The sequence below is a fragment of the Streptomyces sp. NPDC057137 genome, assembly GCF_042670825.1.
Lineage (GTDB): Bacteria > Actinomycetota > Actinomycetes > Streptomycetales > Streptomycetaceae > Streptomyces.
Map to the genome: position 1 here is coordinate 109,577 of NZ_JBHUUW010000015.1, position 26,525 is coordinate 136,101.

Here is a 26,525-nt window from a genome sequence, read left to right on the forward strand (position 1 = left end):
GATTTCGCCCTCCCGTCACGTCCCACGGGAGCGCGTACGCAGAACTACTCACCCGCCGTCCGAGTAGCCGCGCGGATACCGAGGGCCGCGCTCCGGGCCGACGCTGATGCGCATGACGAAGACGAGCACGACCCAACGATCCCGGACTCGGAACACCCCGAACCGGACCGGTCCGCTGAACCGCGCGCGCTGGGCGGCGATGCGCGCCCTCCTCGGCACCGTCGGCCGCGCGAGCGCGGGGATCCGCATCGGATACCGGCACGGCTTCGACAGCGGCTCGATGCTGGACTACGTGTACGTCAACAAGGCCGGCGGCTTCCCTGTCGTGGGGCACGTCATCGACCGCGTGTATCTGAACGCCGTCGGATGGCGCGCCATCCGGGCCCGCCGCGAGCTGCTGAAAGACGTCCTCCGTAAGGAGATCGCGCGTCACGGCGGTGCGGGCGGCGCCGACGGCGATCGTGGTGGTGTGCGCGTCCTGGACGTGGCGTCGGGGCCCGGACGGTATCTCCAGGACCTGCTCGCGGAGTACGCGCCGGGCACCCTCCACGTCGAGTGCCGCGACCTGGACCGCGCAGGTCTCGCGCAGGGCGAGCGCCAGGCGGCCGAGCGAGGGCTGACGGGGATCTCGTACGCGTACGGAGACGCCCTGGAGCCCGCGCGCTCCTCCCCCGCGCCCGACATCATCGTCGTGTCGGGGCTCTACGAACTGCTGCTGGACGACGCCGTCATCGCCACGTCCGTCGCCCGGCTGCGCGGAATGCTCGCACCGGGCGGAGCGCTGGTCTTCACGACCCAGACCCACCACCCTCAGTTGGAGTTCATCGCGAACGTGCTGCCGAACCGCGACGGCATCCTGTGGGAGATGAAGTGCCGTCCCGTGGAGCAAGCTGAACAGTGGGCCGGTCAGGCCGGGTTCACGGAGGTCACGAGCCGGCGGGAGTCCGTGGGGCTGTTCACCGTCACGACAGCGAGGCGCTGACGATCAGCGCGAACCCCGCGACGGCGAAGAACGTACGGACGGCGTGGAAGCGGTTCCAGCGGCTCTCGAAAGCCGCGCGGACGGCGCTGTCGGGGTTCGCCTGGGGCGAGGCCTCCGACGACGCCAGGGCGTTGTTGAGCGGGATGTTGCCCGCGACGGTGACGAGGTGGTTGACGACCACGCAGATCAGACCCGCCAGCAACAGCGACCACTGGGTGTCCGAACGGTCGTCGACGGAGACGGCGAGCGCGGCGACCGGGAAGGCCACCTCGGCGAGGAACACGAGCAGGAACAGCCCGCGCGGCACTTGCTCGTTGAGGCGGCGCATGGCCGTCACGAACTGCCCGTCCGTGAGCCGGGCCAGCGCGGGCATGATCCCGGTCAGGAAGATGAGCATGATGCCGGCGTACAGACCGGTGAAGACGACAGCGAGCGCGAGCAGGACAGTGGCCATGCCGCACATCATGGCCCGTGGGACGGGGCGGCGCAGCACCGTTTTCACCGGTGGCCCTCCGAAGACCCTCCACACCGCCCCACGGCCTCCCCGGGTCCGGTCCGAGACCGGTCCGGGACCGCTCGGGGACCGCCGCCGGACCGGCCCGGGACCACTCCCGGACCGGACCCGGCCGCGCGATCAGCCCCTCGCGCGGCTCGCCTGACCGATCGCCTCCGCCAGCTCCTTCACCGATCCGTCCTCCGTGGAGTCGGCCAACGTCCGCGCCCGCTTCTCCAGTTCACCGAGGTCGGGCGCGCCGGGCGGAACTCCGTAGGACGTGCCGTCGTCGTCCGCCGACTCGCCGCGCAGCGCCTCGGCGAAGTACGCGGCGACGGCCGTGACCTGAAGCCGCGGCTTCGCGTCGCCCCAGAGCCGGGAGTCCACCGCGCTCGCGCCGACCGAACCCGACCGCTCGCGCGGCGCCCGGGTCTCGGGGTCCAGCCAGCGCACCGTCGCCTTCGCCACCTCGCCGCTCGCGCCGGGCCGCAGCTTGACGGCGTACAGCGCCGTCACGGTGTGCCCCGGCCCGACCTCGCCGCCGTCGACCCGGTCGTCCCGGAAGTCCTCGTCCGCGACGGCCCTGTTCTCGTAGCCGATCAGCCGGAACCGCTCGACCGCGTCGCTGTCGAACGCGACCTGCGCCTTGGCGTCCCTGGCGCGCAGTTCGACATTCATGGGGAGCTGGTCGACGAAGACCTTCCGCGCCTGTTTCCGGTCGGAGACGTACGTCGTGTGACCGTCGCCCTTGTCGGCCAGCTGTTCCATCAGGGCGTCGCCGTAGTCGCTTCCGACACCGACGCCGAAGAGGGTGATGCCGTGTTCGGTACGCGCGTCCGCGATGCGTTCGAGGATCGCGTCCGCCTGTGTCTCGCCGGTGTTGGCCAGCGCGTCCGACAGCAGGACGACCCGGTTGGTCGCGCCGCTCCTGAGGCCGTCGACGGCCTCTTCGTAGCCGGTCTCGACGCCCGCCCCGAGGTTGGTCGACGCGGCCGGTTCCAGCTCCTCGATCACGTCGTGGATCCGGGAGCGGTTGTCGCCGACACGGGTCATCGGCAGCCTGCTCTCGGCCACGGAGCTGAAGGTGACCAGGGCGATCGAGTCGTCCCCGCGCAGCTCGTCCGTAAGGATGCCGAGTGATTCCTTGACGAGGTCGAGGCGGCCGCGCTCGGCCATGGAGCCCGAGATGTCGATCACGAACGTCAGCGCGGCCGGCGGGCGTTCACCTCCGTGGTCGGCCTGGCGGGTGGCGAGGCCGACACGCAGGAGGGACCAGTCGTCGTCCGCACCCGGCGCCGCGGCGCCGTCCACCGTGACGGAGAAGCCGTCGCCCTCGGGGCGTTCGTAGTCCTGGCGGAAGCTGTTGACGAACTCCTCGGGCCGTACGGTTCCGGGATCCGGCAGCCGTCCGTCGCCGAGGGTGCGGAGCGCGTATCCGTAGGAGGCGGTGTCCACATCCAGGGCGAAGGTCGACAGGTAGTCCGGTTCCGGCGCGAACTCACCCTCCGGTTCTTTGTCCTGCCGTTTCTGGTCGCCGTCCCGCTCCCCCTCGCCCTGTTCGACACCGTCGGCGGGACCGGCGGCCCCCGACCCCGCGGACCCGGAGCCCGCCCCGTCGCCGAACGCGCTCCCGCGACCTGGCCCGTCGGCCTTCCGGCTCGTGTCGCTCGTACCCTCGGCCGAGCAGCCGGTGAGCAGCAGGCCGCCCGCCAGCAACGCGACCAACGCACCTCGATACGTCCTCGCGTGGAGCTTCATCTTCGTGTGGAGCTTCGTCACGGTCCCCCCTGGAATCGTTTTCGGCACTTGCGAATGTGACGTTCGAGACGGTCGGCGGGACCTGCACGGGAGGTTGCGGATGAATCTCAATGCGGCAACGGGCCAAGAGACCAGGAGAGTTGCCCGCCACCGCACCCGGCTTCCGCCGTCGTCGCGTGAAGTTGTGCGCCAACCGGTGCCGTTGATGCGTGAGTCGACTCCATTGGCATGGAGTCGCCACTCCCTGAACTGCACTTGTCACGGTGTGCAGTCTCATGAGTACATGGAGTTGCGTACGGCTCCGAGGGGATGGCGGGGGTGGTCAGCCGTGGCACATGTTCCGGGCTCCGTACTCAACAGGTCGGCGCTACCGAGAAGCACACTGCGGGGGGACGCGGTGGAGACTCTCCGACCGGCGGGTCGGCCGGTCCGCGGCACCCATCAGGTGGCCGCCACGCTGGCGGCGCTCGTCCGTTCCGCGCGTCACGAACTGCTGACGTTCGACGATCCGGGCAATTCCCTCGGGAAGGGCCTGCCGTTGCCGTTCCTGGAGTTCGCGACCGCGTGCGTACGCGCGGTCGCGGAACGGGGAGCCCCCGACGCGCGACCGGGGACGCGAACGGGCGCGGGCACCGGCTCAGGCGGTGGCTCAGGCGGTGGCTCAGGCGGTGGCCCTGGAGCCGGCTCCGGCGCGGGGGCCGACGCCGGGACCGCTCCCCTGCCCGCGGGCGCGCTCACGGTCCGCCGGATCGTGCCGCGCCGGGGCCTGGCGGCGCTGCCGTACGAGCTGCGGGCCCTCGCCCGTGGGGCACGGCAGACGGAGTCGATCCCGTTCAAGATGGTCCTCGTGGACCGTACGACGGCCGCGCTCCCCCTTGACCTGGATCTCCACTTCAACGGGCTGCTGTTGATCCAGGATCCTGTCGTCGTCGGGGCCCTGGTCCGGATCCATCAGCACTGGTGGGACAGCGGCGAGGAGTTCCCCGTCAAGGGGGACCCATCGGGTGGTGCGCCGTGTGGCCCGGCGACGGGCCCGGCACCGGGCCACACGGAAACCGGCACCGGCACCAGAGCCCCGGCCGGTCCCGAGGCGGGCATCCTCCCCCATCACTTACGTCCCGTGCTCGAAGCCATGCTGTGCGGACTCACCGACGAGGCGGCGGCGGCGCGCCTCGGCATGTCACCCCGCACCTACAGCAGACGGGTCGGCGAGCTGCTCACCGCCCTCGGCACGACGAGCCGCTTCCGCGCGGGGGCGGAAGCGGCTCGTCGGGGCTGGCTGTGACCGCGAATGTGACGGTGACGGTGACCACCGTCAGGGGCTCAACTCACAATGTCCTTGCGGGAGAAGTTCCGGAACGCGAGCGCGAAGAGCACCAGGGCGTAGGTCACCGAGATCGCCGAGCCCTTCAGCATGCCGCTCCACTCCAACTGGGGCTGGAGCGCGTCCGCCCAGGCGAACTGCCAGTGCGCGGGCAAGAAGTCCCGCCAGCTCCCGAGCGCCGTGACCTGGTCCAGCACATTGCCGATGATCGTCAGCCCGACCGCGCCGCCGACCGCGCCCAGCGGGGCGTCGGTCTTCGTGGAGAGCCAGAACGCGAGCCCGGCCGTGACCAGTTGGGAGACGAAGATGAAGCCGATCACGAGCGCCAGCCGCGGCACGGTCTCGGCGGTCGCGAGGGACCCTCCGGTGGGCAGCTCCAGCGGCCCCCAACCGTAGGCGGCCGTGCCCGCGGCCAGTCCGACGACCGGCAGCAGCACCATCGCCGCCAGGCTCATGGAGAGCGCCACCGCCAGCTTGCTCCACAGCAGCCGGGCGCGCGGCACCGGCGCGGCGAGCAGATAGCGCAGGGAGGACCAGCTCGCCTCGGAGGCCACGGTGTCCCCGCAGAACAGCGCGACGGGCACGACCAGCAGGAAGCCCGCCGAGACGAAGAGGCAGACGGCGGCGAAGTTGGCCCCGGAGGAGGTCGCGGTGTCCATCAGGTTCAGCCGGCTGCCACCCCCGCCGCCGTCCTCGTCGGCTCCCGGTGTCCCACCGATGGCGAAGGCCACGATCAGTACGAAGGGCAGGATCGCGAGCACCCCGCCCATCGCCATCGTCCGCCTGCGCTTGAGCTGTCGTACGAGTTCGACACGGAGCGGGAGGGTGCGGCCCGCCCGGTAGCCCGGAGCCGATTCGGTCAGCGCGCTCATGCGGAGGCTCCTGAGATGAGAGTGAGGAAGGCGTCCTCCAGGCGGCGGTGCGGTCCGACGCCGGTCAGTGCCACGTCCATCCGGATGAGTTCGGTGACCAGGGTGTTGGTGCTGGCCCCGTCGAGCCGTACGAGCAGCCCGTCGTCCGTACGGATCGCGGATGCGATCCCGGCCAGCGCGGCGATCTTGTCGACGACCGGCTCGGGCACCTGTCCGGCCGTGGTGACGAGCACGGTGTCGCCGGAGCCGGTGATCTCGGCGACGGGACCGGCCTGGACGAGCCGGCCCCGGTCCATGACCACCAGATGCGTACAGGTCTGTTCGACCTCGGAGAGGAGATGGCTGGAGACGATGACGGTCCGGCCGTTGGCCGCGTAGCGGATCATCACGTCGCGCATCTCGCGGATCTGCGGCGGGTCGAGGCCGTTGGTCGGCTCGTCCAGGATGAGGAGGTCCGGCAGACCGAGCATGGCCTGCGCGATCGCGAGCCGCTGCCGCATGCCCTGCGAGTAGGTGCGCACGGCGCGGGCGAGGGCGTCGCCGAGTCCGGCGATCTTCAGGGCCTCTTCGATGTGCGAGTCCTCGACGGGGCGGCCGGTGGCCCGCCAGTACAGCTCCAGGTTGTCCCGCCCGGACAGGTGCGGCAGGAAGCCCGCACCCTCGACGAAGGATCCGACGTGGGACAGGACCGGTGCGCCGGGCCTGATGGAGTGCCCGAAGACCCGGATGTCTCCGGCGTCGGGGGTGATGAGTCCCATCAGCATGCGCAGGGTCGTGGTCTTGCCCGCGCCGTTCGGCCCGAGGAGCCCGAGCACCTGCCCCTTCTCGACACGGAAGGAGAGATCCCGTACGGCATAGCGGTCGGCGGACCTGGCATAGCGCTTCGACAGGTCCGTGATCTGGAGGGGCACGTCGGCCAGTTCCGGATCGGGAGCCGGTGCGCTGACGCGACGGCGCGCGGTGAGCAGCAGCGCGGCGGCGATGAGCACGCCCGCCAACGGCATGCCCCAGACCCACCAGGCGAGGGTCGGCGCGGCGGTGGTGAGGGCGGGTGCCGTGGGTACGGACAGGTCGCCGTCCAGCGTGACGGTGTACGTGGCGGGGGCGGCGGGTGAGGCGTAGGCGAGGTCGGTCGCGGCGAGGACGACGCGCAGCCGGTGCCCGGCCTCCACCTTGTGGTCGATGGCCGGCAGTGTCAGTTCGACGGTCTTGCCGTTGCCGGCCTTGACGCCTTCGACACGGATCGGGGAGACGAGTTGTGAGGGCAGTACTTGCTGGCCGCCGTCGGGCCCGACGTCGTAGACCTTGCCGAAGAGCACGGCGTCGTCGGTGTCGGCCTTCACGGTGACCCGGACGGTCGGTGAGCCGGTCACCTGGAGCGACTTGTCGAGCGGCCGGGAGTCGAAGCGGGCGAACTGTCCGGGGAAGTCGAGGGCGAGCCCCATGCCGAACGAGGACAGTTGGGACAGTCCGCTGCCGAGACCTGGCACCGTGGAGATGGCGGGCGGGCTGGCACCGGCGGGATTGTCGAACGACTGCGCGCGGCCGGAGAGCGGGACGTTCGTTATGCCGCTCCGCAGACCCGGATAGGTGTCGCTGCTCGCCCCCCTCAACAGCGCCTGGCCGTCGGAGGAGTCCACGCCGCCGGTCCGGCTGACGCGGAAAGCGGGCCCGGTGTCGGCGCCGGTGTCCTTCTTGAGGTAGCGGTCGAACCAGGAGGAGATACGGCTCTCGATACGGCCGGTCTCGGCGTTCCCGCCGTCGTGGCCGCCGGCCATCCAGTCGACGGAGACGGGTGCGCCGTTGGCCTTGATCGTCTTCGCCATGACGTCCGACTGGCCGAGCGGGAAGAGGGAGTCGGTCTGGCCCTGGATGATCAGCGAGGGCACCTTGATGCGGTCGCCGATCGCGGACGGGCTACGCTCCGTGAGGAGTTCACCCGCCGCCGCGTCGGGCTTCCCGGCGACGGCGACGCGGTCGTACATCTCGCAGAGCTGCTTCTCGAAGGTGTCGCAGCCACCGCCGGTGGAGAAGAAGATCCCGGCCCAGAGCTTCTTGAAGACGCCGTCGGGGAAGAGCGAGTCGGCGAGATTCCAGTAGGTGATCACGGGCGCGATCGCGTCGACGCGCGGGTCGTAGCCCGCGCCGAGCAACGAGATGGCTCCTCCGTAGGAGGCTCCGCTCATGCCGACGCGTGGGTCGCCGTCGGCGTCGAGCTGGACCTCGGGGCGCCCGGCGAGCCAGTCGATCATCCGGGAGACGTCTTTGACCTCGTAGGCGGGGTCGTTGAGTCCGATCTTGCCGGTGGACTCGCCGAACCCCCGTGCCGACCAGGTCAGCACGGCATACCCGTCGCGCGCGAGCTTCTCGGCCTGGGCCCGTACGTCGTTCTTGCTGCCGCCGAAGCCGTGGCCGAGCAGGACGGCGGGCCTGCGCTTGTCGCCGTCGTCACCGGCGGTGAAGTACGAGGTGTCGATCCGGGCGCCGGGCATCTCCATCGTCTGGTCGGCTCGGTGCACGGTGGGGGTGCCGTCCGAGGCGACGGCGGTCCAGGTGCCGGCGCCGACGAGCACGGCGGCCGCGGCCACGCCCGCGAGCCATCGTTTGCGCAGCCGTGGCCGTCGGGGGGTTGGGATCTCCATCCTTGAACCCTAAACGGCCCCGCGAGCCGCCCTCGCTGACACCGGTCGGAACTCAAGGGCCTCCTTGAGGACTACGGGGTAGCGTCGCCGTACACCAGCCGTGGTACGGCGACGGGCCCCCGGCAAAGGCGCGCGAGGAGAGACGAGCGACATGACCGGCATGGAGATCCGCCGAGCGACGACGGTCGGCGAACTCGTCGCCGCCCAGCATCTGTACGACAAACCGGCCCGGCCGGAGTGGGCGGAGCGCTTTCTCACCGCGCCGGGTCATCTGCTGCTGATCGCCTATGCCGAAGGCGTCCCGGCCGGATTTGTCTCCGGCATCGAGATGCTGCATCCGGACAAAGGCGTCGAGATGTGTCTGTACGAGCTGTCCGTGGACGAGCCGTACCGTCGGCGGGGCATCGGGCGGGCCCTGACCGAGGCCCTCGCGGGGATCGCGCGTGAGCGCGGCTGCTACGACATGTGGGTGGGCGTGGACACCGACAACGAACCGGCACTGGCGACGTACCGTGCGGCCGGGGCGCGTGACGAGGGCCGCTTCGCCATGCGGACCTGGGAGTTCCCGAACGCCTAGACGGGACGCCTGGACCGGGCTCATGGACCGGACTCCTGGACCGTACGGAGTGCCCCTGTTCAGGGGCGTTCGGCGGTGACGAGCCACAGGCGGCTGGTCAGCCGTACGCCCTGCCGGGTCTCAAAGGCGTGGAAGGCTTCGGTGGCCGCGTCGTGCGCGCGTGTACGGGTCCGCTCGTCGGCGTCGGCCAGGGCCAGCCAGTGTTGGAGGGGACCCCATCCCATCAGGAAGGCGGAGGCGTCGGAGGCGTCCTTGCCCCAGTGCTGGGCCAGCGCCAGGGCACGCAGACCGATTCCTTTGAAGCCCGCCTCGCTCAGCACGCGCTCGGTGTGTGCGGGGTCCGCGAAGGAGGCGGGCTGGTGCTTGCTGTCCTCGTTGAGGGCGGGGAGCGTGACCTGGGTGCCGATCGCCGCGAAGATCACCGCCTGGTCCATGAGGCTGAACGACTGCGGGCAGACGAAGGCGAGTCGCCCGCCGGGCCGTAACGCCCGTCCGATGTTGCGGAACGCGGCGGCGGGATCGGCGAAGAACATCACCCCGAAGCGGCTCACGGCGATGTCGAAGGCCCCTTCCTCGAAGTCGTGCACCTGTGCGTCGCCCTGTACGAACGTGACGTTCTCGACCTCCTCCGCCACGGCGGACTCCCGGGCCCGCGCCAGCATCGGGGCCGACAGATCGATCCCGACGGCCCGAGCCCCACGACGCGCGGCGAGCCGGGTGACCCGTCCGTTCCCACACCCGATGTCGAGAAGCCGGTCACCCTCCTTTATGCCCGCCGCCTCGAGCAGCGGGGCATTGGCGGCGTCGTTCAGATGGTCGTACCGATCCTGGTGTTCCGCCCAGTGCCTGCCCTCGTAGCCGTTCCACGCCTCGGCCTGGGCTGAATTCACCATGTCCGTCATGCCTTCCATACTGCCGCTCCTCCCGCCTTGCGCCCATAGCATGGCGAGAACTCGACGCGTCCGGCGCGCCTGTTTCGCGACGGGGTCGCGGGGCACTCAGTCGGTCGCCCGGGTACGTTCACGAGCCAGCAGGATCCGGCGTGACGTGGGGTCGACCTCGGCGATCCGCACCGTGAGCGGGTCACCGACGCGGGCGGCGTCCGGGGCCAACTCGGATGCGGGCAGGACTCCTTCGAACCCGTGATCCCGTTCCTCGACACGGACGAAGGCGCCGAAGGGTTCGATCCGCGTGACCGGACCGGTGACGACCTCGCCCACGCGGTCGGCGAGCGCCGGCAGCGGATCCTCCTGAAGTGCCTTGAGCGACAGCGACACCCGTTCGCGGACCCGGTCGACGTCCAGGATCCGGGCGGTGACCTCCTGCCCGACGGTGAGGACGTCGGAGGCGAAGTCGATGTGCCGCCAGGACACCTCGGGAATGTTGATCATCGCGGTGAACCCGCCGATGTCCACGAAGGTGACACCGAAGTCGGCGATCACGCTGACGGTGCCGGTGACGACCTGCCCCCGGCGCAACGTCTTGAGAAAGGTCCAGTCGTGGTCGCTCCGCGTCGGCTCGGTCCGCCAGCGAGCGCGCAGGACACCGTCGCTGTCGGGCAGCACGGCGGTGAACAGCGGACGGCGTTCGTCGGCATACATCGGCAGGACGGTCGCGGCGCGGGCGCCGGCGACGAGCCCGGCGAGTTCCGCGAACCGGCTCTCGTCGGCGACAACGCCGGCGACCCGGCCCTCGTCGTCCTCCCACACGAGTTCGACCAGCCCTTCCTCCGGAAGGGCGGCGAGGACGGCATCGATGTCGGTGGAGAGGCCCGGCCAGACGCTCAGTTGGGCGCGCGGGGCGAGCCGGGCGCGCACCGCGTCGATCGTGGAGCCGTCGCCGAGCTGGTGCCAGCGGGTGCCGTTGTCGACGTGATTCTCCTCCAGCAGCCCGGCCCACCGCGTCGCCACGCACCAGGACAGCCGCTCCCAGAAGAGGTCGTCGGCGGGCCGCTGCTCCCCGGGCTCGTCGTAGTCCGCGCCGTGGTCCACGTCGTACGGCGAGACGTCCACCCGCTCCGCGAACAGCCCCAGTTCGCGGGTACGGGCCACGGCCGCCTCGCAGGGCACTTCGCTGCCCACGTAGACGTACAGGTCCCACCCGACATGCACGGCGAACGCCCCCTCGGCCTCCAGCCGGCACCACGCGCCGTCACCCCTGAGCATGACCCGCACCAGCTCCAGGGCGAGCGGAACAGACACCTCCGCCCCATCGTGGAAACCGGTCAGGTCGCGCGGGAAGAGTCCCGCCAGCCCGTCTCCGTCGACCGGCGGCTCCGGCCCGAAGTGCGTGAAGCCGGGCCCGATCTGAGGCTCACGAACGGACAGCGACCGCACGCCGGTCTCCTCGGCGAACGCGGACACCGCCTCCAAGTAGGCCGCCTCGACGGGCCCGTGATCGCTGACCACGTCTTCCGTCCCGGTGTACCGGCCTCGCTCGTCGCGGTCGGCGGGGTCGTACTTGGTCACGCGGTACACGAAGGGAACCCCTTCGGGGCGGAGGCGGCTCACGGACACAGGTGCCCCAGCAACTCCCCGCCGGCCTCGGCCGGATAGGGCGTCTCGACGGGCAGCAGCCCTTCCGCGACGGCCAGTTCACCGTCCCGTACGAGCCCATGCACCCGACGCGCCAACGGCGTGACGTCCCTGACGGAGACGATCCACTCATCGGCGTACCGCCGCGCCGCCTCCCCCGCCAGCCCGAGCTGCAACGACCGGTACGGCAGCGCCTCCAGCCGCACATCACGCTCCGGATCCCACTGGACCCGCGCGGGACTCCGCTTCAACTCCCGCCGCCACGAGGCCCGATCGGGGTGCACGTCCGCGTCGTAGTGCGACAGACAGGCGTGCCGCAGCGCCCACTCGAAGCCCGCACGGCTGATCTCGACGGCCAGAACCGTCTCCTGCCCCTCTTTCAGGCCCCAGCCGCAGCGATACATCATCCAGAGGAAGGATGGCTTGATCCACGTCAAGTCGCGCTCATAGTCCTTTCCACCCACTGAGGGGCAACTACTTGGTGCGCACCAGGGGAGTCGGCCGACGAAGTGATCCAGCGTGGCTAACGGCATACGCCTCGTTGTAGCGTTCGGCCAGGCTACGTCCGGGCGACAACGAGCGGAACCCGATGATCACCTCTGCCGCGGTACTGGCCCACCTGGAGTGGTGGGCCAACCCCTCGACATGTCTGGCCAGCATCCCCGTCGGACTCACACCCGCCGGGAACACTGCGTGGAACGCAGCCCCGTCGCCCCCGCTCGAGTAGTTGTGGTGGAACGCCCTGGACAGCTCAACCAACTACGACTGAGGGTCGTACAACTGAGCGCCTGCGCCCTCCTCCGCCGGCCTCTCGGCACTGCTGCCAAGTAACTTCTCTGTGGTGAAACTTCACCTCATCAACGATGTGCCCGAGGGGCTGACTCGCAGAGCCCAGTCCTTCGTCAGCGCGCACGGCATCAAAGTCGACATCCGACCGGTCGAGGAGTACAGGCAGTGGTGGCTTGAGCGGCACATCCCGGCGGCAGTAATCGACCGAATGGCGGCGTATCAACAGCGATGGGGAGGCTTGCTCTTGCCGCCCGCATCGCAGTACGACGGAGGTCCCAAATTCCTTGATCCTGACTCGCCCGAAGGGTCATTCTCGGAGGGCTGGTGGTTCGAAGCAGGGATGCAGCGAACCGCAGTCCCCTTCTCATTCATGATCGGACCGGGCGGGGAGTTCGGCATCCATGCAGGGCGGTGGACGCCCCTCCACGCGTCCGTCGAGGGATGGGTGGAGTCGCTCGCACTGACCCACCACGCATCCATGTGGGCGAAGCAGATCACCAAGGTCACCGGTGACGACGTCGATCGCATCGCGTTGGACGACTACGAGCCGGTGCGAGAGGTGATGGGGCTGGCTGACGCTTGGTGGCGGGGGACTGACTCATTGGTGGCGGTCTACTCAGGGGAAGCAGTGTCTCTCTCCTTTCCCAGGGCCCGCACTGCGTTGATCTACTCCGGCCTTGATGAGTGGGGACTGCACGGAGGAGTCGACAGCAGCGATGGCTGGGATTGCTGAGCGCTTCCCGGAGACGACTCCACCTCGTCCCCCCAACCTCACTCACCAGCCCTTCAGATCCTCCGAGTTGGTGGAGAGAAGATCCATGTCAAGTCGCGTCGTAGTCCTTTCCAGATGCGACTTGCAGGGTCGTGCATCATGGTCGACGACCTTCAAGCAGGGGCAGGCACGCGACTCAACAACATGATCTACTTTTCTCGTCGGCGGCTGGAGGCGTTCTTCCCGGAGCGCCCGCCAAGACGTGTGCCAACAATGAACGTGGGAGTCGATCTTCAGGTCGCATCAGTGGAGCTTGGCTCTCCAGCTTCGCGAAGCCCGACTGATGAGGAGCTGCACAGGCTGCGTCAGGTACGGCGAGAGATCGAGCGCAATGCATCCCACTTCTACGCGCCTGGATTGAGTACCGGTGAATGGATCTACTTCGATCTCAACATGGGCTGGGGTACGACCCATGAGGTTCTGGAACTGAGTGGCTCTACAGTCTGATCCTCAAGATCAACGATCTTGACGCATGTGCCCACACAGAGATCCCAGAAGAGTTGACGGAGCAGGCGCTGGCAGTACCCCGAGTCAACCGACCGAAGCAGGTGGCCCGGTGGGTATTTCGCATGATCGCGCGGCATCATGCACCTGTCCAACGTGCTCGCGTACAAGGGTTGGCACGTGTGGACCTTAGCTTCACCGGCGATGAGTTCAACCCACGCCTGGTGGTAGCCACCCCGCTGTATGTGCATGACGCTTCCAGCAAAGGACTGCGTTGGATCACGAGGTTGCGTCTCCATCGTGATCTCTGCCGCCGCTTCGGTCAGTCCATCTGGAAATGGAAACCGGACCTTCCGCCGCGTGATCGTAACCGGCATTACGCCCCGCCACGGCGCGCCTGATGAGTTCGTGCATGTAAGCGGTGAGGCGTCGAGGTCGTAGTGGTTGATCACGGTCGGGTGGTGGAGTTCGTCGGATGCGAGATGACGACGTACGGTCCGGCCCCGCGGTCGGCTCCCAAGACCAGAGGGAGACCTCTCGCGGGCAGCCCGGCTCGACGTAGCTATTGTCGAGCATCGAGGTGCAGCAGAGGCGCTGACCGGCGACCTCCGGAACGGCCCCTCGCCTCCGGCATCCCGCGCGGCTGCGTCTCAGGCGTCAGTGGCATGTCGCAACACAGGACGGGCCGACGCGCGGGAGTTCGTGAAGGCCGGCGTGATGATCTCCATGCCACGTCGCTTTCATGGTCCTTTGTCTCGTGTGGTTACGACCCGCGTCGCAGGTTGGTCAGCATTGGACGACGCTGCCGTTGTTTTGCTCGGGGCGGCGGGTCCACAGAGATACATCACTGCTCGTCGCGACGGCGATGGTCTCACCTGAGGGAGAGAAGCCGAAGGCTCGAAGTTCCGAGTAGTGGGAGTGAAAAACGTGCCACCACCGTTCTCCGTGGGGACCGGAGTGGGGCAGGCCGCCGTCGCGGGAGAGCAGGACACGGTCATTCGGCCAGGCCGGGGTAACGACCTCCAAAGTCCAACTGTCCTCGGTGGTCGTGTGGAACCCTCCGCCGAAAAGCCCTGCGATGCGCACGCGGGTACCGCTGATCGGCCCCAGTCCGGGGCACGACAGATCGGCGACCGCGTCGGGAGTGCTGTCGTCTGGGTCCGGGTCGCGGTCCCTGGCAATCTTCTCCCCGGTGACAGCGTCGAAGAGGCCGTGACCGCCGCCGGAGACGACCATCACCAGATCGCGGCCGTCCTCGGGATGAGACGCGAAACCGATCCCGAGGAGCCCACCCACAGGGACGCCGTACTCGTACTCGAAGACGGGCCGCCAGGGTTCCGGGGCAGGCACCACAGGAGCCATGAGGAGCCGTTCCCGCAATGCCTTTTGGTACGCGGAGAGCTCTGGCTCAAGAGCTGACCGTTCGACCGGAGCTGATTCGTTCGTCCACTTCGTCACAGCTCTATGATTCAGACTTGGCAAGGGTTGCCCAACGGAGTTAGCGCAGAGGTGCGTCAAGTCGTATTCGTGGTCCGTTTGTTCAGCGTGATCAGGACGGGTGGACATGGCGACGTCCAGGCGACCGATTCCCCGTGTACGGCTGCACGTCACACCGTGGTCTCGCCTGTCTTCGCCGCCGGTGGGTACGGTCGCCCTGGTGGCTGCTGCCGACCACTGTTGCCGGTGGTCCGCATGGCAGGTCGGCAGGATCTGAGGGAGTTGGTCGGGGCATGCTGTCTGGTGCTGACCGGAGCCCGGGAAAAGGCTTCACCTCGGCTGTCGCTACGCGGGTGGCGGCTGAGGCGTGCCGGCAGGCGGGGCTCGATGGTGATGGGGCCCGTCTTATTCCGCCTCGGTGAGAACGCTCTGTTTCGCCTGGAGGCGCATCCGGTGGTGGTCCGGATCGCTCGGTCGACCGAGTATCTGGAATCCGCCCGAGGTGAGGTCGCCGTGTCCCGCTGGCTGGCCCGTGAGGGCTTTCCGGCGACGCAGGTTCTGGATGATCTGGAGCAACCGGTGGTCGTCAATGGTCACCCGGTGACGTACTGGCACTTGATCGAGGAGAGCGACCGTAGGCCGACGTACGGCGAGCTGGGAGTCAGCCAGGCTGCAGGGAGAGGGACTTGCGGGCATGAACAGCACCGGGGTCGACGCGGACGACCTGGACCCTGACGCGGTGCTGTGGGTTCGCGGCGTGAACTACCTGGCCGGCTGGCGGGACGCATCCCAAGCCCTGGCAGAACTGACCGACGTGCTGCCATCAGCAGGCATCGATACGACGGGCGCCCAACTCCGCGCCAGTACCGGGGCCGATGGCTCGGGCCAAGTGCGTCTGGAGTTAACGCCGTCAGCCACTCGCGAGATCGCGCTGCCGGCCCGCGTCGCAACAGCAAGGTTGCGTAGAACCGGATGAGTAAGGCCCTGTGTGGTCCAGGTGCCAGCCGCACGCGCGCGTCCGAGCCGAGAGGGCGCAGGCGAGTACACCTACCTTGTAGTAGCTCAGGTCGGGTACGCCACCATCGACAGGCGATTACATTCTGACTCTTCCCTATCACCGTGTGCTATCGATACGGTGCTCCTTCCAGGTACGAGCCTGCTGATCTTGGAGTGCGGGGGCGGCATGAAGAAACTATGGGTCAGGCACATCAAGGACGCACTGCACACAGGTTTCGCGGATCACATCGACATGAGTGATTACGAGAAGGCTAGCCCCTCTATCCGCGAGAAGGCGTTTCTCAGTAGGTCCCTCGCGGCCCTCGCGGTTCAGAGATTTATCGAACTTTCATCGGAGCAAGCGGCTGCTACCGTTGTGGATGGAAGTCATGACAATGGAATTGATGCCATTGCGATTGATGCTACGCAGCACAGGGTAATTCTTGTACAGTCCAAGTGGGACGGCTCAGGAGATGGCAGTCTTGGACTGGGCGATTCAAGGAACTTCATTGCAGGATTCAAGGACCTTCTCGACACGAAGTTTGATCGTTTCACCCCGCGATTGAGAATTCGCGAGGCGGAGATCACAGCAGCGCTAGACGATGTTGATGTGACATTCGTCCTTGTCGTGGCCACGACCGGTCGAACAGAGTTGGCGAAACCCTCTACTGCGGTTTTTCAGGACGTGCGCGATGAGATGAATGAAACTCAGCAGCTAGTTTCAGTAGAGATGCTGGGTTTGGCCGAGTTTCATTCATTTGTCGCCGAGAGGCTGGGTGGCTCCCGTATTGATTTTCACGCACAATTAGAGAATTGGGGAACCGTAAGCGAGCCGTATGAAGCATACTACGGTGTTGTAACGGCTTCGAATGTTGCTGAATGGTATGAACATTTTGGCGACCGCCTATTCTCGCAGAACATCCGCAAGGCTCTTGGCAACACCAGCGTGAACGAGGCGTTAGCGAATACCATTCTGGGCTCTCCTCAACATTTTTGGTACTTCAATAATGGGGTGACGGCGCTCTGCGAGAGCATCAAGAAGACGCCACGTGGCGCGGCAACGCGGACTTTCGGCGATTTTTCACTGACCGGAGTTAGCGTGGTGAACGGCGCTCAAACCGTGGCCAGCATCCATAAGGCGTGGCAGAGAAGTGGGAGTTCTTTAGACGGTGCAATGGTGTGGGTTCGATTCATTAATCTAGAGGCCTGCCCGGAGGGCTTTGCGACGGCAGTCACGAGGGCAACAAATACGCAAAACAGCGTAGAGACACGAGATTTCGTCGCCTTGGACCCGCAACAGGATCGCTTGCGAACCGAATTGGTCCTTTCACTGAAGAAGACGTATGCGATCAAACGTGGTGAACCTGTACCCAGCCCTGAGAATGGCTGCACAGTGGTCGATGCCACCGTTGCCTTGGCATGCGCGAACCGAGAACTAAGTTTGGCAGTCCTTGCAAAGAGTAAGGTTGGAAGTCTTTGGGAGTCAACAGAAAAGCCCCCATACCGTACGCTCTTCAATCCAACCGTGGGGCCGTATCGTGTTTGGAGATGTGTAGAGGTCATGCGCCATGTGGACCTCACATTGTCAGACCTGAAGAATAAACTCGATGGACGCCCGCGGTCAGTCTGCCTCCAGGGTAATCGACTCGTACTTCACTTGGTTTTCCGAGAACTCGACTTGCAGCGAATCGATGACGCCGAATTCGACTGGTCGTCGGAGCTGAGAAAAGTGCCAGCACTCACGGAAAGAGCCGTCTCCTCTCTCGTGAAACATGTCGATGACGTGTATCCAAGCAGCTATGTAACGAGCCTCTTTAAAAACATCACGAAATGCCGAGATATCGTTCAGAAGGTTCGTGATGACTGGCCGGAAGACTCTCATGACGGGAAATAGGAAGTAAGGAGAGGATGAAGATTGTTCCGGCCTGTGGAACTTCGGGGCTGGAGTGCCCGCCACTCGTAGTGGGAAAATCCTTTTGTTCTTGAATGAATCATTGACAGGCGCCCGGGTTGCTGTACTTCGCGGCTTTACGCAACAACCCCACTCCTCTTCTGCGGCCTCAATCACATGGTCCGGGCTGAGGGGCGAAGCAAGGGCCGGCCAAGGTCGATGTCGCTTCTGCTGAGTAAGGGAAGCGCCGACTCCTCGCCCACACACATTGAATTGCAAACGAGCGCAACATCAGGTGCCTGAAAATTCGTGAACCAGTTCGTTCGTACTCAAGTAGCCTTACCTTCTCATTCAAGACAGGAAGGTACATGAGTAGCGTCACCCCGCAGCAGTACCGCGAGGCGACCGGAAGGATGATCTCCGACTATCGAGCGGCCGGACCGATCGAGACGAGACAGCGCAAGTACCGGTCCGTCCTCATCGGGAACGGTTGGTGCAATGAGGTGCACCGTATTGCGGAGGCGTCCCTACATCTCGTCAATCACGGTTATGGCCATGAGGTGCTGATTCTGCTCCGAACCATGTTTGAGACCACCATCAGCCTGCACTGGCTCTTGCAAAAGGGCGACGCCGGCGCACGGGGGTGTCCATCGAGGGAAGCCGCTCGAACCGAGTCGCCGCTGAGGACATGCGGCGGGGATTTAAAGTGCCGCAGGATCTCATTGACTCGATCAAGGGTGCGCCGATTGAGAAGACCGACGAGAGCGCGATCTTCCAGAGATTCCAAGCACAGTGCGATGAGATTGACCCCAAGAGGGAGTTGCACTCCGTGTGCCGCTACCTCTGTGGCTATGCGCACCCCAGTTCAACCAGCGCCAGTGAGTTCATCAAATGGACGACCGAGCCGCCTGGTCTTCGCACTCAGCCGAAGGAAGGTGCTGCCGGCGTGGTGGAGGCCACTCTCGCCATGTGCTTGATTTGGGCAGGTCGAGCCTTCGACGAAATGATCAATGGGAAGCCACGCAAGCCGAGTTCTTTCGCTCGATCGCGAGGGAACTCGGCTTGCCTCCTCTCCTGCCGCCGGTGAACCAGCCCTTGAAACAGTTCATGAATTCCCCTTCGGTCTGCTGACGGGGAACTCATGAACGTTCGAAGTTAGCTTGAGACTGCAGCCTCATCCTCGTCAGGTCGGTCACCGCGCCGCACTGAGACCGGCCGGTGCCGCCGGAACGCTGCGGCGGCCCGCACGGAATAGGGGTACCGTGCGGGCCGTCGCGGTCCGGAGTGGGCCGTCGTGCTCAGTGGTTGCGGGGGAAGCCCAGGTCCACGCCCGACGGGGCGTCCGCCGGGTCGGGCCAGCGGGTCGTGACGACCTTGCCGCGCGTGTAGAAGTGCACGCCGTCGTTGCCGTAGATGTGGTGGTCGCCGAAGAGGGAGTCCTTCCAGCCACCGAAGGAGTGGTAGCCCACCGGCACCGGGATCGGCACGTTCACGCCGACCATGCCCGCCTCGATCTCCAGCTGGAAGCGGCGGGCCGCACCGCCGTCGCGGGTGAAGATCGCCGTGCCGTTGCCGAAGGGTGAGGCGTTCATGAGGGCGACGCCGTCGTCGTACGTCTCCGTGCGCAGCACGCACAGCACCGGGCCGAAGATCTCGTCGCGGTAGGCGTCGGAGTCGGTCGAGACGTGGTCGAGGAGCGACAGGCCGATCCAGTGGCCGTCCTCGTAGCCGTCGACGCGCAGGCCGGTGCCGTCCAGGACGACTTCGGCGCCCTGTGCGGCGGCGCCCGTCACGTACGACGCGACCTTGTCGCGGTGGGCGGCGGTGATCAGCGGGCCCATCTCGGAGGCCGGGTCGGTGCCGGGGCCGATCTTGATCTTCTCGGCGCGTTCGCGGATCTTCTGTACGAGTTCGTCGCCGATCGCGCCGACCGCGACGACCGCCGAGATCGCCATGCAGCGCTCGCCGGCGGACCCGTACGCCGCCGAGACGGCCGCGTCGGCCGCCGCGTCCAGGTCGGCGTCCGGGAGGACCAGCATGTGGTTCTTGGCGCCGCCGAGCGCCTGGACGCGCTTGCCGTTGGCGGACGCGGTCGCGTGGATGTAGCGGGCGATGGGCGTCGAGCCGACGAAGGAGACCGCCGCGACGTCCGGGTGGGCCAGGAGGGAGTCGACGGCCACCTTGTCGCCGTGGACGACGTTGAGCACGCCGTCCGGCAGCCCCGCCTCGGCGGCGAGTTCGGCCAGCAGGTTCGCCGCCGAGGGGTCCTTCTCGCTCGGCTTCAGTACGAAGGTGTTGCCGCAGGCGATGGCCAGCGGGAACATCCACATCGGCACCATCGCGGGGAAGTTGAAGGGCGTGATGCCGGCGACGACACCCAGCGACTGCCTGATCGAGGAGACGTCGACCCGGTGGGAGACCTGCGTCGACAACTCGCCCTTGAGCTGCGTGGTGATCCCGCAGGCCAGCTCGACGATCTCCAGCCCCCGCGCGACCTCCCCGAGGGCGTCGGAGTGGACCTTGCCGTGCTCGGCGGTGATCAGCGCGGCGATCTCGTCCCGGTGCGCGTCGAGCAGCGCGCGGTAGCTGAACAGGATGCCGGTGCGCGTGGAGAGGGAGGAAGTGCCCCAGGTGCCGTACGCGGCCTTCGCCGCCGTGACGGCCGCGTCCACCTCCTCCGCCGAGGCGAGCGCGACCTGTGTGGTGACCGCGCCGGTCGCCGGGTCGGTGACCGGGCCCCAGTTGCCCGACGCGCCCTCGACGGTCTTGCCACCGATCCAGTGGTTGACGGTCTTCATTACGTCTCCTTCGGGTCCATCGAGTCCTGCGGCGCGGGCGGCGCCCGGGGGCTCTGTCAGAGGTGGCGGCGGCGGGTCGCGGCTTTCCGGTCGTACTCCTTGCGTGCCGTGACCGCGGACGCGCGAGTCGCCGTCTCGGCCACGGGAACATCCCACCACGCCTGGGCGGGAGGCGCGCCCGACACTGTGTCTGCCGTTTCGGTCTCCGCGTAGACACATGTGGGGACGTCGGAGTCACGCGCGACGGCAAGCGCTTCGCGCAGGTCACGGATGGTTTTCGCGCGGATGACACGCATCCCCAGCGAGGCCGCGTTGGCGGCGAGGTCGACGGGGAGCGGGTCGCCGGTGTACGTCGGCGAGCCGACCGTGTCGGCCTCCCGGTAGCGGTACGCCGTACCGAACCGTTCCGCGCCGACGGACTCGGAGAGGCCGCCGATCGACGCGTAGCCGTGGTTCTGGAGAATCACCAGCTTCAGTGGGAGGCGTTCCTGGACGGCGGTGACGATCTCGGTGGGGTTCATGAGATACGTACCGTCGCCGACCAGCGCCCAGACGGGCCGCCCCGGGTCGGCGAGCATCACGCCGATGGCGGCCGGGATCTCGTAACCCATGCACGAGTAGCCGTACTCGACGTGGTACTGGTCGCGGGAGCGGGACCGCCACAGCTTGTGGAGGTCGCCGGGGAGCGATCCGGCCGCGTTGATGACGATGTCCTCGTCGGTCACGAGCGCGTCGAGGAGGCCGAGGACCTGCGGCTGGGTGGGCCGCAGGAGGTCTTCGGAGGTGTCGAACGCGGCGTCGACGCGGTGCTCCCAGCGCTCCTTGTCGTCGGCGTACTCGGTGGCGTACGCCGCGTCGACGCGGTGGCCCGTGAGGGCCGTGGTGAGTTCCTCCAGGGCGGTGCGGGCGTCGGCGACCAGGGGCGCGGCGGCGAGCTTGTGGGCGTCGAAGCCGGTGACGTTGATGTTGAGGAAGCGGACGGACGGGTTCGAGAAGAGCGTCGCCGATGCCGTGGAGAAGTCGGACCAGCGGGTGCCGACGCCGATCACCAGGTCGGCGGTGCGGGCCAGTTCGTCGGCGGTGGCGGTACCGGTGTGGCCGATGCCGCCGACGTCCGCCGGGTGGTCGTGGCGCAGGGAGCCCTTGCCGGCCTGGGTGGAGGCGACGGGGATACCGGTCGCCGTCGCGAAGGCGGCCAGCGCTTCCTCGGCCGCGCTGTGGTGGACGCCGCCGCCCGCGACGAGCAGTGGACGGCGGGCCGCGCGGACGGCCTCGGCGGCGTCGGCGAGTTCGTACGGATCGGGGCCCTGCCTGCGGACCCGCCAGACGCGCTCGGCGAAGAACTCCTCCGGCCAGTCGTACGCCTCCGCCTGGACGTCCTGGGGCAGCGCGAGGGTCACCGCGCCTGTCTCGGCGGGGTCGGTGAGGACCCGCATGGCGGCGAGCGCGGCCGGGACGAGCGCCTCGGGACGCGAGACGCGGTCGAAGTACTTCGACACGGGACGGAGCGCGTCGTTGACGGAGACGTCGCCCGCGTGGGGCACTTCGAGCTGTTGAAGGACGGGGTCGGCGGGGTGCGTCGCAAAGATGTCGCCGGGGAGGAGCAGCACGGGCAGCCGGTTGATGGTGGCGAGGGCGGCGCCCGTGACGAGGTTGGTGGCGCCGGGGCCGATGGAGGTGGTCACGGCGTGGGCGGAGAGGCGGTTGCTCTGCCGGGCGTAACCGACGGCGGCGTGGACCATGGCCTGTTCGCTGCGGCCCTGGAAGTACGGCATCTCCGGGCCGGCTTGGACGAGTGCCTGGCCGATGCCCGCCACGTTCCCGTGGCCGAAGATGCCCCAGGTGGCGTCGATCAGCCGGCGGCGGTTGCCGTCGCGTTCGGTGTACTGGCGGGACAGGAAGGCGATCAGTGCCTGGGCCACGGTGAGGCGGCGCGTACTCATCGGTGGGTCTCCTTGTCCTCGTCCTCATAAGGAGGTTGGCTCGGCGGCTCCGGTGACGGCCGCGGGCCGGGCGCTTCGTACATCGGCAGTCGGGGATCGACCGCCTGGCCGGGCCAGGTGTCGCGGATCCAGCCGTGGTCGGGGTGGTCGCGGATCAGCCACTGTCTGGTCGCGCCCGGTCCGGCCATCACGTTGAGGTAGTACATGGCGCGGCCGGGGGCGGCGATGGACGGGCCGTGCCAGCCGTCCGGGATGAGGACGGTGTCGCCGGTGCGGACCTCGGCGAGGACGTCGGTGCCGCCGGGCCTGGAGGGCGAGACGCGGTGGTAGCCGAGGCCGCCGTCCTCGATCTCGAAGTAGTAGATCTCCTCCAGCTCGGACTCGACGCCGGGGTGGTTCTCGTCGTGCTTGTGCGGCGGGTACGACGACCAGTTGCCGCCGGGCGTGAGGACTTCGACGGCGATCAGCCGGTCGCAGTCGAACGTGTCGGCGGCGGCGAAGTTGTTGACCTGGCGGGAGCAGTTGCCACTGCCCCGCAGTTCGACCGGAACCTCCGGTGCGGAGCCGTAGCGAGCGGGGAGTCTTCGCTCGCACTTCGCTCCTGCCAGGGCGAAGCGGCCTCCCGCACCGGAGGCGATCTGGGCGTGGGCGTCACGCGGAACGTACGCGAAGTCCGTGACGGAGCTGAACACGCTTTCTCTGCCCAGCAGTTCAAAGATCTCGCCTTGCGTGTGCACCGTACAACCGCCGCTGAGCGGAAGCACGATCCACTCGCTGTCCCCGCTGTCCAGCGTGTGTGTACCGCCGGGCGGCAGGTCGAGGACGCGCAGGGAGCTGTGCAGCCAGCCGGCCCGCCGCGGTTCGATGTCGAGCGCGTACGGTCCGCTCGCCGCGCTGCCCGCGCGCACGTGCCGTTCCAGGAATTCACCGTCGGAGCCCGTGTCGGTGTCGGTGTCCGTCGTCATGGTCGTTCCGTATCCCTCCGCACGTCTGCCTACTCTCCCCGTGTCCCCTACAGCTTCGGCGGTCGGGCCGGCCGGGCCCCTACAACAGGCCCACGGCGGTGTCGACGGCCGCCGCGACGTTCCCGTCCACCGGGTAGAGGAGCGAACGCCCCACCACCAGGCCCTGCACCGTGGGCAGGCGCAGCGCCTTGCGCCACTTCTCGTACGCGCCCTCCTGGTCGTCACCGATCTCGCCGCCGAGCAGGACGGCGGGCAGGGTGGACGTCTCCATCACCCGGGCCATGTCGTCCGGATTCTCGGTGACCGGCAGTTTCAGCCAGGTGTACGCCGAGGTGCCGCCGAGGCCGGAGGCGATGGCGATGGAGCGGGTCACCGCCTCGGCCGTCAGGTCGTTGCCGAGCCGTCCGTCCCTGCGGCGGCAGATGAACGGCTCGACGAAGACGGGCAGCCGCCGCTCCGCCATGGCGTCGACGGCGCGGGCGGCCGACAGGAGGGTGTCCGCCGAGCGCGCGTCCTCGTAGTCGACGCGAAGCAGCAACTTGCCCGCGTCGAAGCCGAGACGGGCGATGTCCTCGGCGCGGTGGCCGGTGAAGCGGTCGTCCAGTTCGAAGGCGGCGCCGGCGAGGCCGCCTCGGTTCATGGAGCCGACGACGACACGGTCCTCCAGGGCGCCGAGGAGCAGCAGGTCGTCGAGTATGTCGGCGGTGGCGAGGACACCGTCCACGCCGGGCCGGGACAGCGCGAGGCAGAGCCGCTCCAGCAGGTCGACGCGGTTGGCCATGGCCAGGCGGCGGTTGCCGACGGCGAGGGCGCCTCGGGCCGGATGGTCGGCCGCGACGATCATGAGCCGTCCGCCGGGGCGCAGCAGGGGGCGGCGGCTTCGGCGGGCGGCGGCCTCGGCGATCGCCTCGGGGTGGTGCGTACGGATCCGTACGAGCTCCGACGCGTCGACGCGGGTCACAGGGCGGCCTCCGGTGGCAGCGTTCCCGGTGTGGGGACGGGGCCGCCGCCGAGGACCTGCACGACTTCCCGGGCGTACGGCATGGCGGAGGAGCAGGCGAGCCGGGCGGCGACGATGGCGCCGGCGGCGTTGGCGTACCGCATGACGCGCTTCAGGTCCCAGCCGGCCAGCAGTCCGTGGCAGAGGGCGCCGCCGAAGGCGTCCCCGGCGCCGAGGCCGTTGACGACCTCGACGGGGACGGGCGGCACTTCGGCGACGGTGCCGTCACGGTGGACGGCGAGGACGCCTTTGGGTCCCTGCTTGACGACGGCCAGTTCGGGTCCGGCGGCGAGGAGCGCGCGGGCGGCGGCGTACGGTTCGCGCTCTCCGACGGCGACTTCGCACTCCTCCAGGTTTCCCACGGCGACGGTGGCGTGGCGCAGGGCCTGCGTGTACAGGGGCCGGGCTGCTGCCATGAGCGCCCCCGGATCGTCGGGGCTGTGGCTGTCGGGGCCGGCCGGGCCGTCGGGACCGGAGCCGTCCGTGGGTGCCTTCCAGAACATCGGGCGCCAGTCGAGATCGAAGACGGTGATGGCGGTTCCGGGCCGCCGCCCGGACGGCCGCTCCTCGGGGCTCTGCGCCCGTGCCTCGCCGCGTGTGCGCAGAGCGGTCAGCGTGGCGGCCCGGCTGGGCTCCTCGCACAGGCCGGTGCCGGTCATCCAGAAGATCCGCGCCGACCGGATGGCGTCCAGGTCCAACTCGTGCGGGTGGATCTCCAGATCGGGTGCCTTGGGCTGCCGGTAGAAGTAGAGCGGGAAGTCGTCGGGCGGGAAGATCTCGCAGAACGTCACGGGTGTGGGCCACCGGTCGACCGGTGTCACCCACCGGTCGTCCACCTCGAACTCCCGCAGGGCGTGGTGGAGATAGTCCCCGAACGCGTCCCGTCCGGTGCGGGTGATGACCGCGGTACGGCGGCCGAGCCGGGCGGCGGCCACGGCCACATTCGTCGCCGATCCGCCGAGGAACTTCCCGAAGGTGTCGACCTGCGCCAACGGGACTCCGGTACGCAGCGGATAGAGGTCCACGCCGATGCGCCCCATGGTGATCACGTCGTACGGCTCAGGCATGCGCGTCCCCTCGTTTCGACGGCCGTCCCCAGGTCTAATGCTCTCTCCCGACCTCTGTCAACGTTTTGTCCTTACATTCGGACGAAGGCTTGACACTCTTCTCGGACGGCCGCGAGGCTGACCGGTATGACCTCCTCCGTACCGCCGCTGAACCGCATCAGGGTCGGGTCGGCACCCGACTCCTGGGGCGTGTGGTTTCCCGACGATCCCCAGCAGGTTCCCTGGCGGCGTTTCCTCGACGAAGTGGCCCGGGCCGGATACGAGTGGATCGAGCTCGGTCCGTACGGCTACCTCCCGACCGATCCGGCCCGTCTCGCCGGCGAGACGGCCGCGCGCGGCCTGAAGGTCTCGGCCGGCACCGTGTTCACCGGACTTCACCATGGGCCTGCCGTCTGGGACAGGACCTGGGCGCATGTCGCCGACATCGCGGCACTCACCAGGGAGATGGGCGCGGACCATCTGGTCGTCATCCCGTCCTTCTGGCGCGACGACAAGACGGGCCAGGTGCTGGAGGACCGGACACTCACCGCCGCGCAGTGGCGCGACCTGACGGCTCAGACGGAGCGGCTCGGCCGCGAGGTGCTCGACCGCTTCGGACTGAGGATCGTGGTCCACCCGCACGCCGACACCCACATCGACAGCGAGGAGAACGTCAGCCGTTTCCTCGACGCCACCGATCCCGCCCTGGTGTCACTGTGTCTGGACACGGGGCACTACGCGTACTGCGGCGGCGACAGCGTCAAACTGATCGAGACCTACGGGGAGCGCATCGGCTATCTGCATCTCAAGCAGGTGGATCCGAAGATCCTCGCGGACGTCGTCGCGGACGGGGTGCCGTTCGGGCCGGCCGTCGGACGGGGCGTGATGTGCGAACCGCCGACCGGAGTGCCCGCGCTGGGACCGGTACTGACGGCGGCCCAGAAACTGGACGTCGATCTCTTCGCCATCGTCGAGCAGGACATGTATCCCTGCCCGCCCGACAAGCCCTATCCGATCGCCGAGCGGACGCGTCGCTTCCTCCGCTCGTGCGGCGCCTAACCCGGCATCCCTGTCGAACAGTTGGGCCATCGACACACTCACCTCCAATGCGCCGCTTCTGTCACAGACATCCGCTTAACGTCACGCATATCTCCATTACGCGGGTTTTACGTCACAGTGACGCGACAGCCCCTCCCTCACCGTCACTCTGAGTCGTTCAACGGGCACAGGCTCAGTGATCACCAGCGTTTCAGTCGCAGCCC

Annotated in this window: 22 protein-coding genes; 9 read left to right on the forward strand and 13 right to left on the reverse strand. The window is 67.9% G+C overall.

Translation table 11 applies throughout. From position 1 onward, the window contains the following. Positions 1 to 112: 112 nt before the first annotated feature. A complete protein-coding gene (locus ACFT9I_RS15550) occupies positions 113 to 982 on the forward strand; it encodes a class I SAM-dependent methyltransferase family protein (RefSeq protein ID WP_382564455.1) in 870 nt (289 codons plus the stop codon). On the opposite strand, the gene ACFT9I_RS15555 is transcribed toward ACFT9I_RS15550, so the two are convergent. Together ACFT9I_RS15555 and ACFT9I_RS15560 are read right to left on the reverse strand one after the other, a co-directional pair. Beyond that, positions 963 to 1,436 (reverse strand): DUF1772 domain-containing protein, encoded by a 474-nt coding sequence (locus ACFT9I_RS15555; protein ID WP_382564457.1) that lies wholly within the window; start codon positions 1,434 to 1,436, stop codon positions 963 to 965. The two genes, ACFT9I_RS15550 and ACFT9I_RS15555, sit on opposite strands and share 20 nt — an antisense overlap. Positions 1,437 to 1,616: 180 nt before the next feature. Further along, positions 1,617 to 3,233, reverse strand: coding sequence for a von Willebrand factor type A domain-containing protein (locus ACFT9I_RS15560; RefSeq protein ID WP_382564532.1), 1,617 nt, complete (start codon positions 3,231 to 3,233; stop codon positions 1,617 to 1,619). 397 nt (positions 3,234 to 3,630) lie between these two features. On the opposite strand from ACFT9I_RS15560, the gene ACFT9I_RS15565 reads away from it, so the two are divergent. Beyond that, positions 3,631 to 4,518 (forward strand): DNA-binding response regulator, encoded by an 888-nt coding sequence (locus ACFT9I_RS15565; RefSeq protein WP_382564458.1) that lies wholly within the window; start codon positions 3,631 to 3,633, stop codon positions 4,516 to 4,518. 38 nt (positions 4,519 to 4,556) lie between these two features. Here the strand turns inward: ACFT9I_RS15565 and ACFT9I_RS15570 are convergent, their stop codons facing one another. Together ACFT9I_RS15570 and ACFT9I_RS15575 are read right to left on the reverse strand one after the other, a co-directional pair. Then, complete coding sequence (locus tag ACFT9I_RS15570) at positions 4,557 to 5,429, reverse strand: ABC transporter permease (protein ID WP_382564460.1); 873 nt, start codon at positions 5,427 to 5,429, stop codon at positions 4,557 to 4,559. Beyond that, on the reverse strand, positions 5,426 to 8,071 hold the full coding sequence (locus ACFT9I_RS15575; RefSeq protein ID WP_382564461.1) for an alpha/beta fold hydrolase: 2,646 nt from the start codon (positions 8,069 to 8,071) through the stop codon (positions 5,426 to 5,428). Before ACFT9I_RS15575 ends, ACFT9I_RS15570 begins: the two co-directional genes overlap by 4 nt. Positions 8,072 to 8,231: 160 nt before the next feature. Here ACFT9I_RS15575 and ACFT9I_RS15580 point away from each other — a divergent pair, with 160 nt between their 5' ends. Continuing rightward, complete coding sequence (locus ACFT9I_RS15580) at positions 8,232 to 8,648, forward strand: GNAT family N-acetyltransferase (RefSeq protein WP_382564534.1); 417 nt, start codon at positions 8,232 to 8,234, stop codon at positions 8,646 to 8,648. Positions 8,649 to 8,707: 59 nt separating this feature from the next. On the opposite strand, the gene ACFT9I_RS15585 is transcribed toward ACFT9I_RS15580, so the two are convergent. From ACFT9I_RS15585 to ACFT9I_RS15595, 3 genes are all read right to left on the reverse strand, one after another. After that, the gene (locus ACFT9I_RS15585) at positions 8,708 to 9,550 is read right to left on the reverse strand and encodes a class I SAM-dependent methyltransferase (protein ID WP_382564535.1); all 843 of its coding nucleotides are present in this window, start codon (positions 9,548 to 9,550) and stop codon (positions 8,708 to 8,710) included. Positions 9,551 to 9,646: 96 nt separating this feature from the next. After that, entirely contained in the window at positions 9,647 to 11,125 is a 1,479-nt protein-coding gene (locus ACFT9I_RS15590; protein ID WP_382564462.1) for a S1 RNA-binding domain-containing protein, read from the reverse strand. Between the two features lie 29 nt (positions 11,126 to 11,154). After that, entirely contained in the window at positions 11,155 to 11,715 is a 561-nt protein-coding gene (locus ACFT9I_RS15595) for a DUF4291 domain-containing protein (RefSeq protein ID WP_382564464.1), read from the reverse strand. A gap of 308 nt (positions 11,716 to 12,023) precedes the next feature. Here ACFT9I_RS15595 and ACFT9I_RS15600 point away from each other — a divergent pair, with 308 nt between their 5' ends. Together ACFT9I_RS15600 and ACFT9I_RS15605 are read left to right on the forward strand one after the other, a co-directional pair. Continuing rightward, entirely contained in the window at positions 12,024 to 12,704 is a 681-nt protein-coding gene (locus tag ACFT9I_RS15600) for a hypothetical protein (protein WP_382564465.1), read from the forward strand. Positions 12,705 to 12,842: 138 nt separating this feature from the next. After that, on the forward strand, positions 12,843 to 13,190 hold the full coding sequence (locus ACFT9I_RS15605) for an SAVMC3_10250 family protein (RefSeq protein WP_382564467.1): 348 nt from the start codon (positions 12,843 to 12,845) through the stop codon (positions 13,188 to 13,190). A gap of 783 nt (positions 13,191 to 13,973) precedes the next feature. On the opposite strand, the gene ACFT9I_RS15610 is transcribed toward ACFT9I_RS15605, so the two are convergent. After that, positions 13,974 to 14,645 carry a hypothetical protein gene (locus tag ACFT9I_RS15610; RefSeq protein ID WP_382564470.1) on the reverse strand — a complete coding sequence of 224 codons (672 nt, stop codon included), beginning with the start codon at positions 14,643 to 14,645 and terminating at the stop codon, positions 13,974 to 13,976. A 673-nt stretch (positions 14,646 to 15,318) separates the two neighbouring features. Here ACFT9I_RS15610 and ACFT9I_RS15615 point away from each other — a divergent pair. The 3 genes from ACFT9I_RS15615 (at position 15,319) to ACFT9I_RS15625 (ending at position 18,488) form a co-directional block, all read left to right on the forward strand. Further along, positions 15,319 to 15,600 (forward strand): hypothetical protein, encoded by a 282-nt coding sequence (locus ACFT9I_RS15615; protein WP_382564472.1) that lies wholly within the window; start codon positions 15,319 to 15,321, stop codon positions 15,598 to 15,600. 207 nt (positions 15,601 to 15,807) lie between these two features. Then, positions 15,808 to 17,514, forward strand: a complete 1,707-nt coding sequence (locus tag ACFT9I_RS15620) for an AIPR family protein (RefSeq protein WP_382564473.1) — start codon at positions 15,808 to 15,810, stop codon at positions 17,512 to 17,514. Between the two features lie 410 nt (positions 17,515 to 17,924). After that, a complete protein-coding gene (locus ACFT9I_RS15625) occupies positions 17,925 to 18,488 on the forward strand; it encodes a DUF5677 domain-containing protein (RefSeq protein ID WP_382564537.1) in 564 nt (187 codons plus the stop codon). Between the two features lie 321 nt (positions 18,489 to 18,809). Here the strand turns inward: ACFT9I_RS15625 and mmsA are convergent, their stop codons facing one another. The 5 genes from mmsA to iolC form a co-directional block, all read right to left on the reverse strand. Continuing rightward, entirely contained in the window at positions 18,810 to 20,309 is a 1,500-nt protein-coding gene (mmsA, locus tag ACFT9I_RS15630) for a CoA-acylating methylmalonate-semialdehyde dehydrogenase (RefSeq protein WP_382564475.1), read from the reverse strand. A gap of 56 nt (positions 20,310 to 20,365) precedes the next feature. Beyond that, positions 20,366 to 22,252 (reverse strand): 3D-(3,5/4)-trihydroxycyclohexane-1,2-dione acylhydrolase (decyclizing), encoded by a 1,887-nt coding sequence (iolD, locus tag ACFT9I_RS15635; RefSeq protein WP_382564477.1) that lies wholly within the window; start codon positions 22,250 to 22,252, stop codon positions 20,366 to 20,368. Beyond that, positions 22,249 to 23,217, reverse strand: coding sequence for a 5-deoxy-glucuronate isomerase (iolB, locus tag ACFT9I_RS15640; protein ID WP_382564478.1), 969 nt, complete (start codon positions 23,215 to 23,217; stop codon positions 22,249 to 22,251). The genes iolD and iolB overlap by 4 nt, the downstream gene beginning before the upstream one ends. 79 nt (positions 23,218 to 23,296) lie before the next feature. Continuing rightward, the gene (locus tag ACFT9I_RS15645) at positions 23,297 to 24,178 is read right to left on the reverse strand and encodes a deoxyribose-phosphate aldolase (protein WP_382564480.1); all 882 of its coding nucleotides are present in this window, start codon (positions 24,176 to 24,178) and stop codon (positions 23,297 to 23,299) included. Next, entirely contained in the window at positions 24,175 to 25,284 is a 1,110-nt protein-coding gene (iolC, locus tag ACFT9I_RS15650) for a 5-dehydro-2-deoxygluconokinase (protein ID WP_382564482.1), read from the reverse strand. Before iolC ends, ACFT9I_RS15645 begins: the two co-directional genes overlap by 4 nt. A gap of 126 nt (positions 25,285 to 25,410) precedes the next feature. On the opposite strand from iolC, the gene ACFT9I_RS15655 reads away from it, so the two are divergent. Continuing rightward, complete coding sequence (locus tag ACFT9I_RS15655) at positions 25,411 to 26,322, forward strand: sugar phosphate isomerase/epimerase family protein (RefSeq protein WP_382564484.1); 912 nt, start codon at positions 25,411 to 25,413, stop codon at positions 26,320 to 26,322. The last annotated feature ends 203 nt before the right edge of the window (positions 26,323 to 26,525 follow it).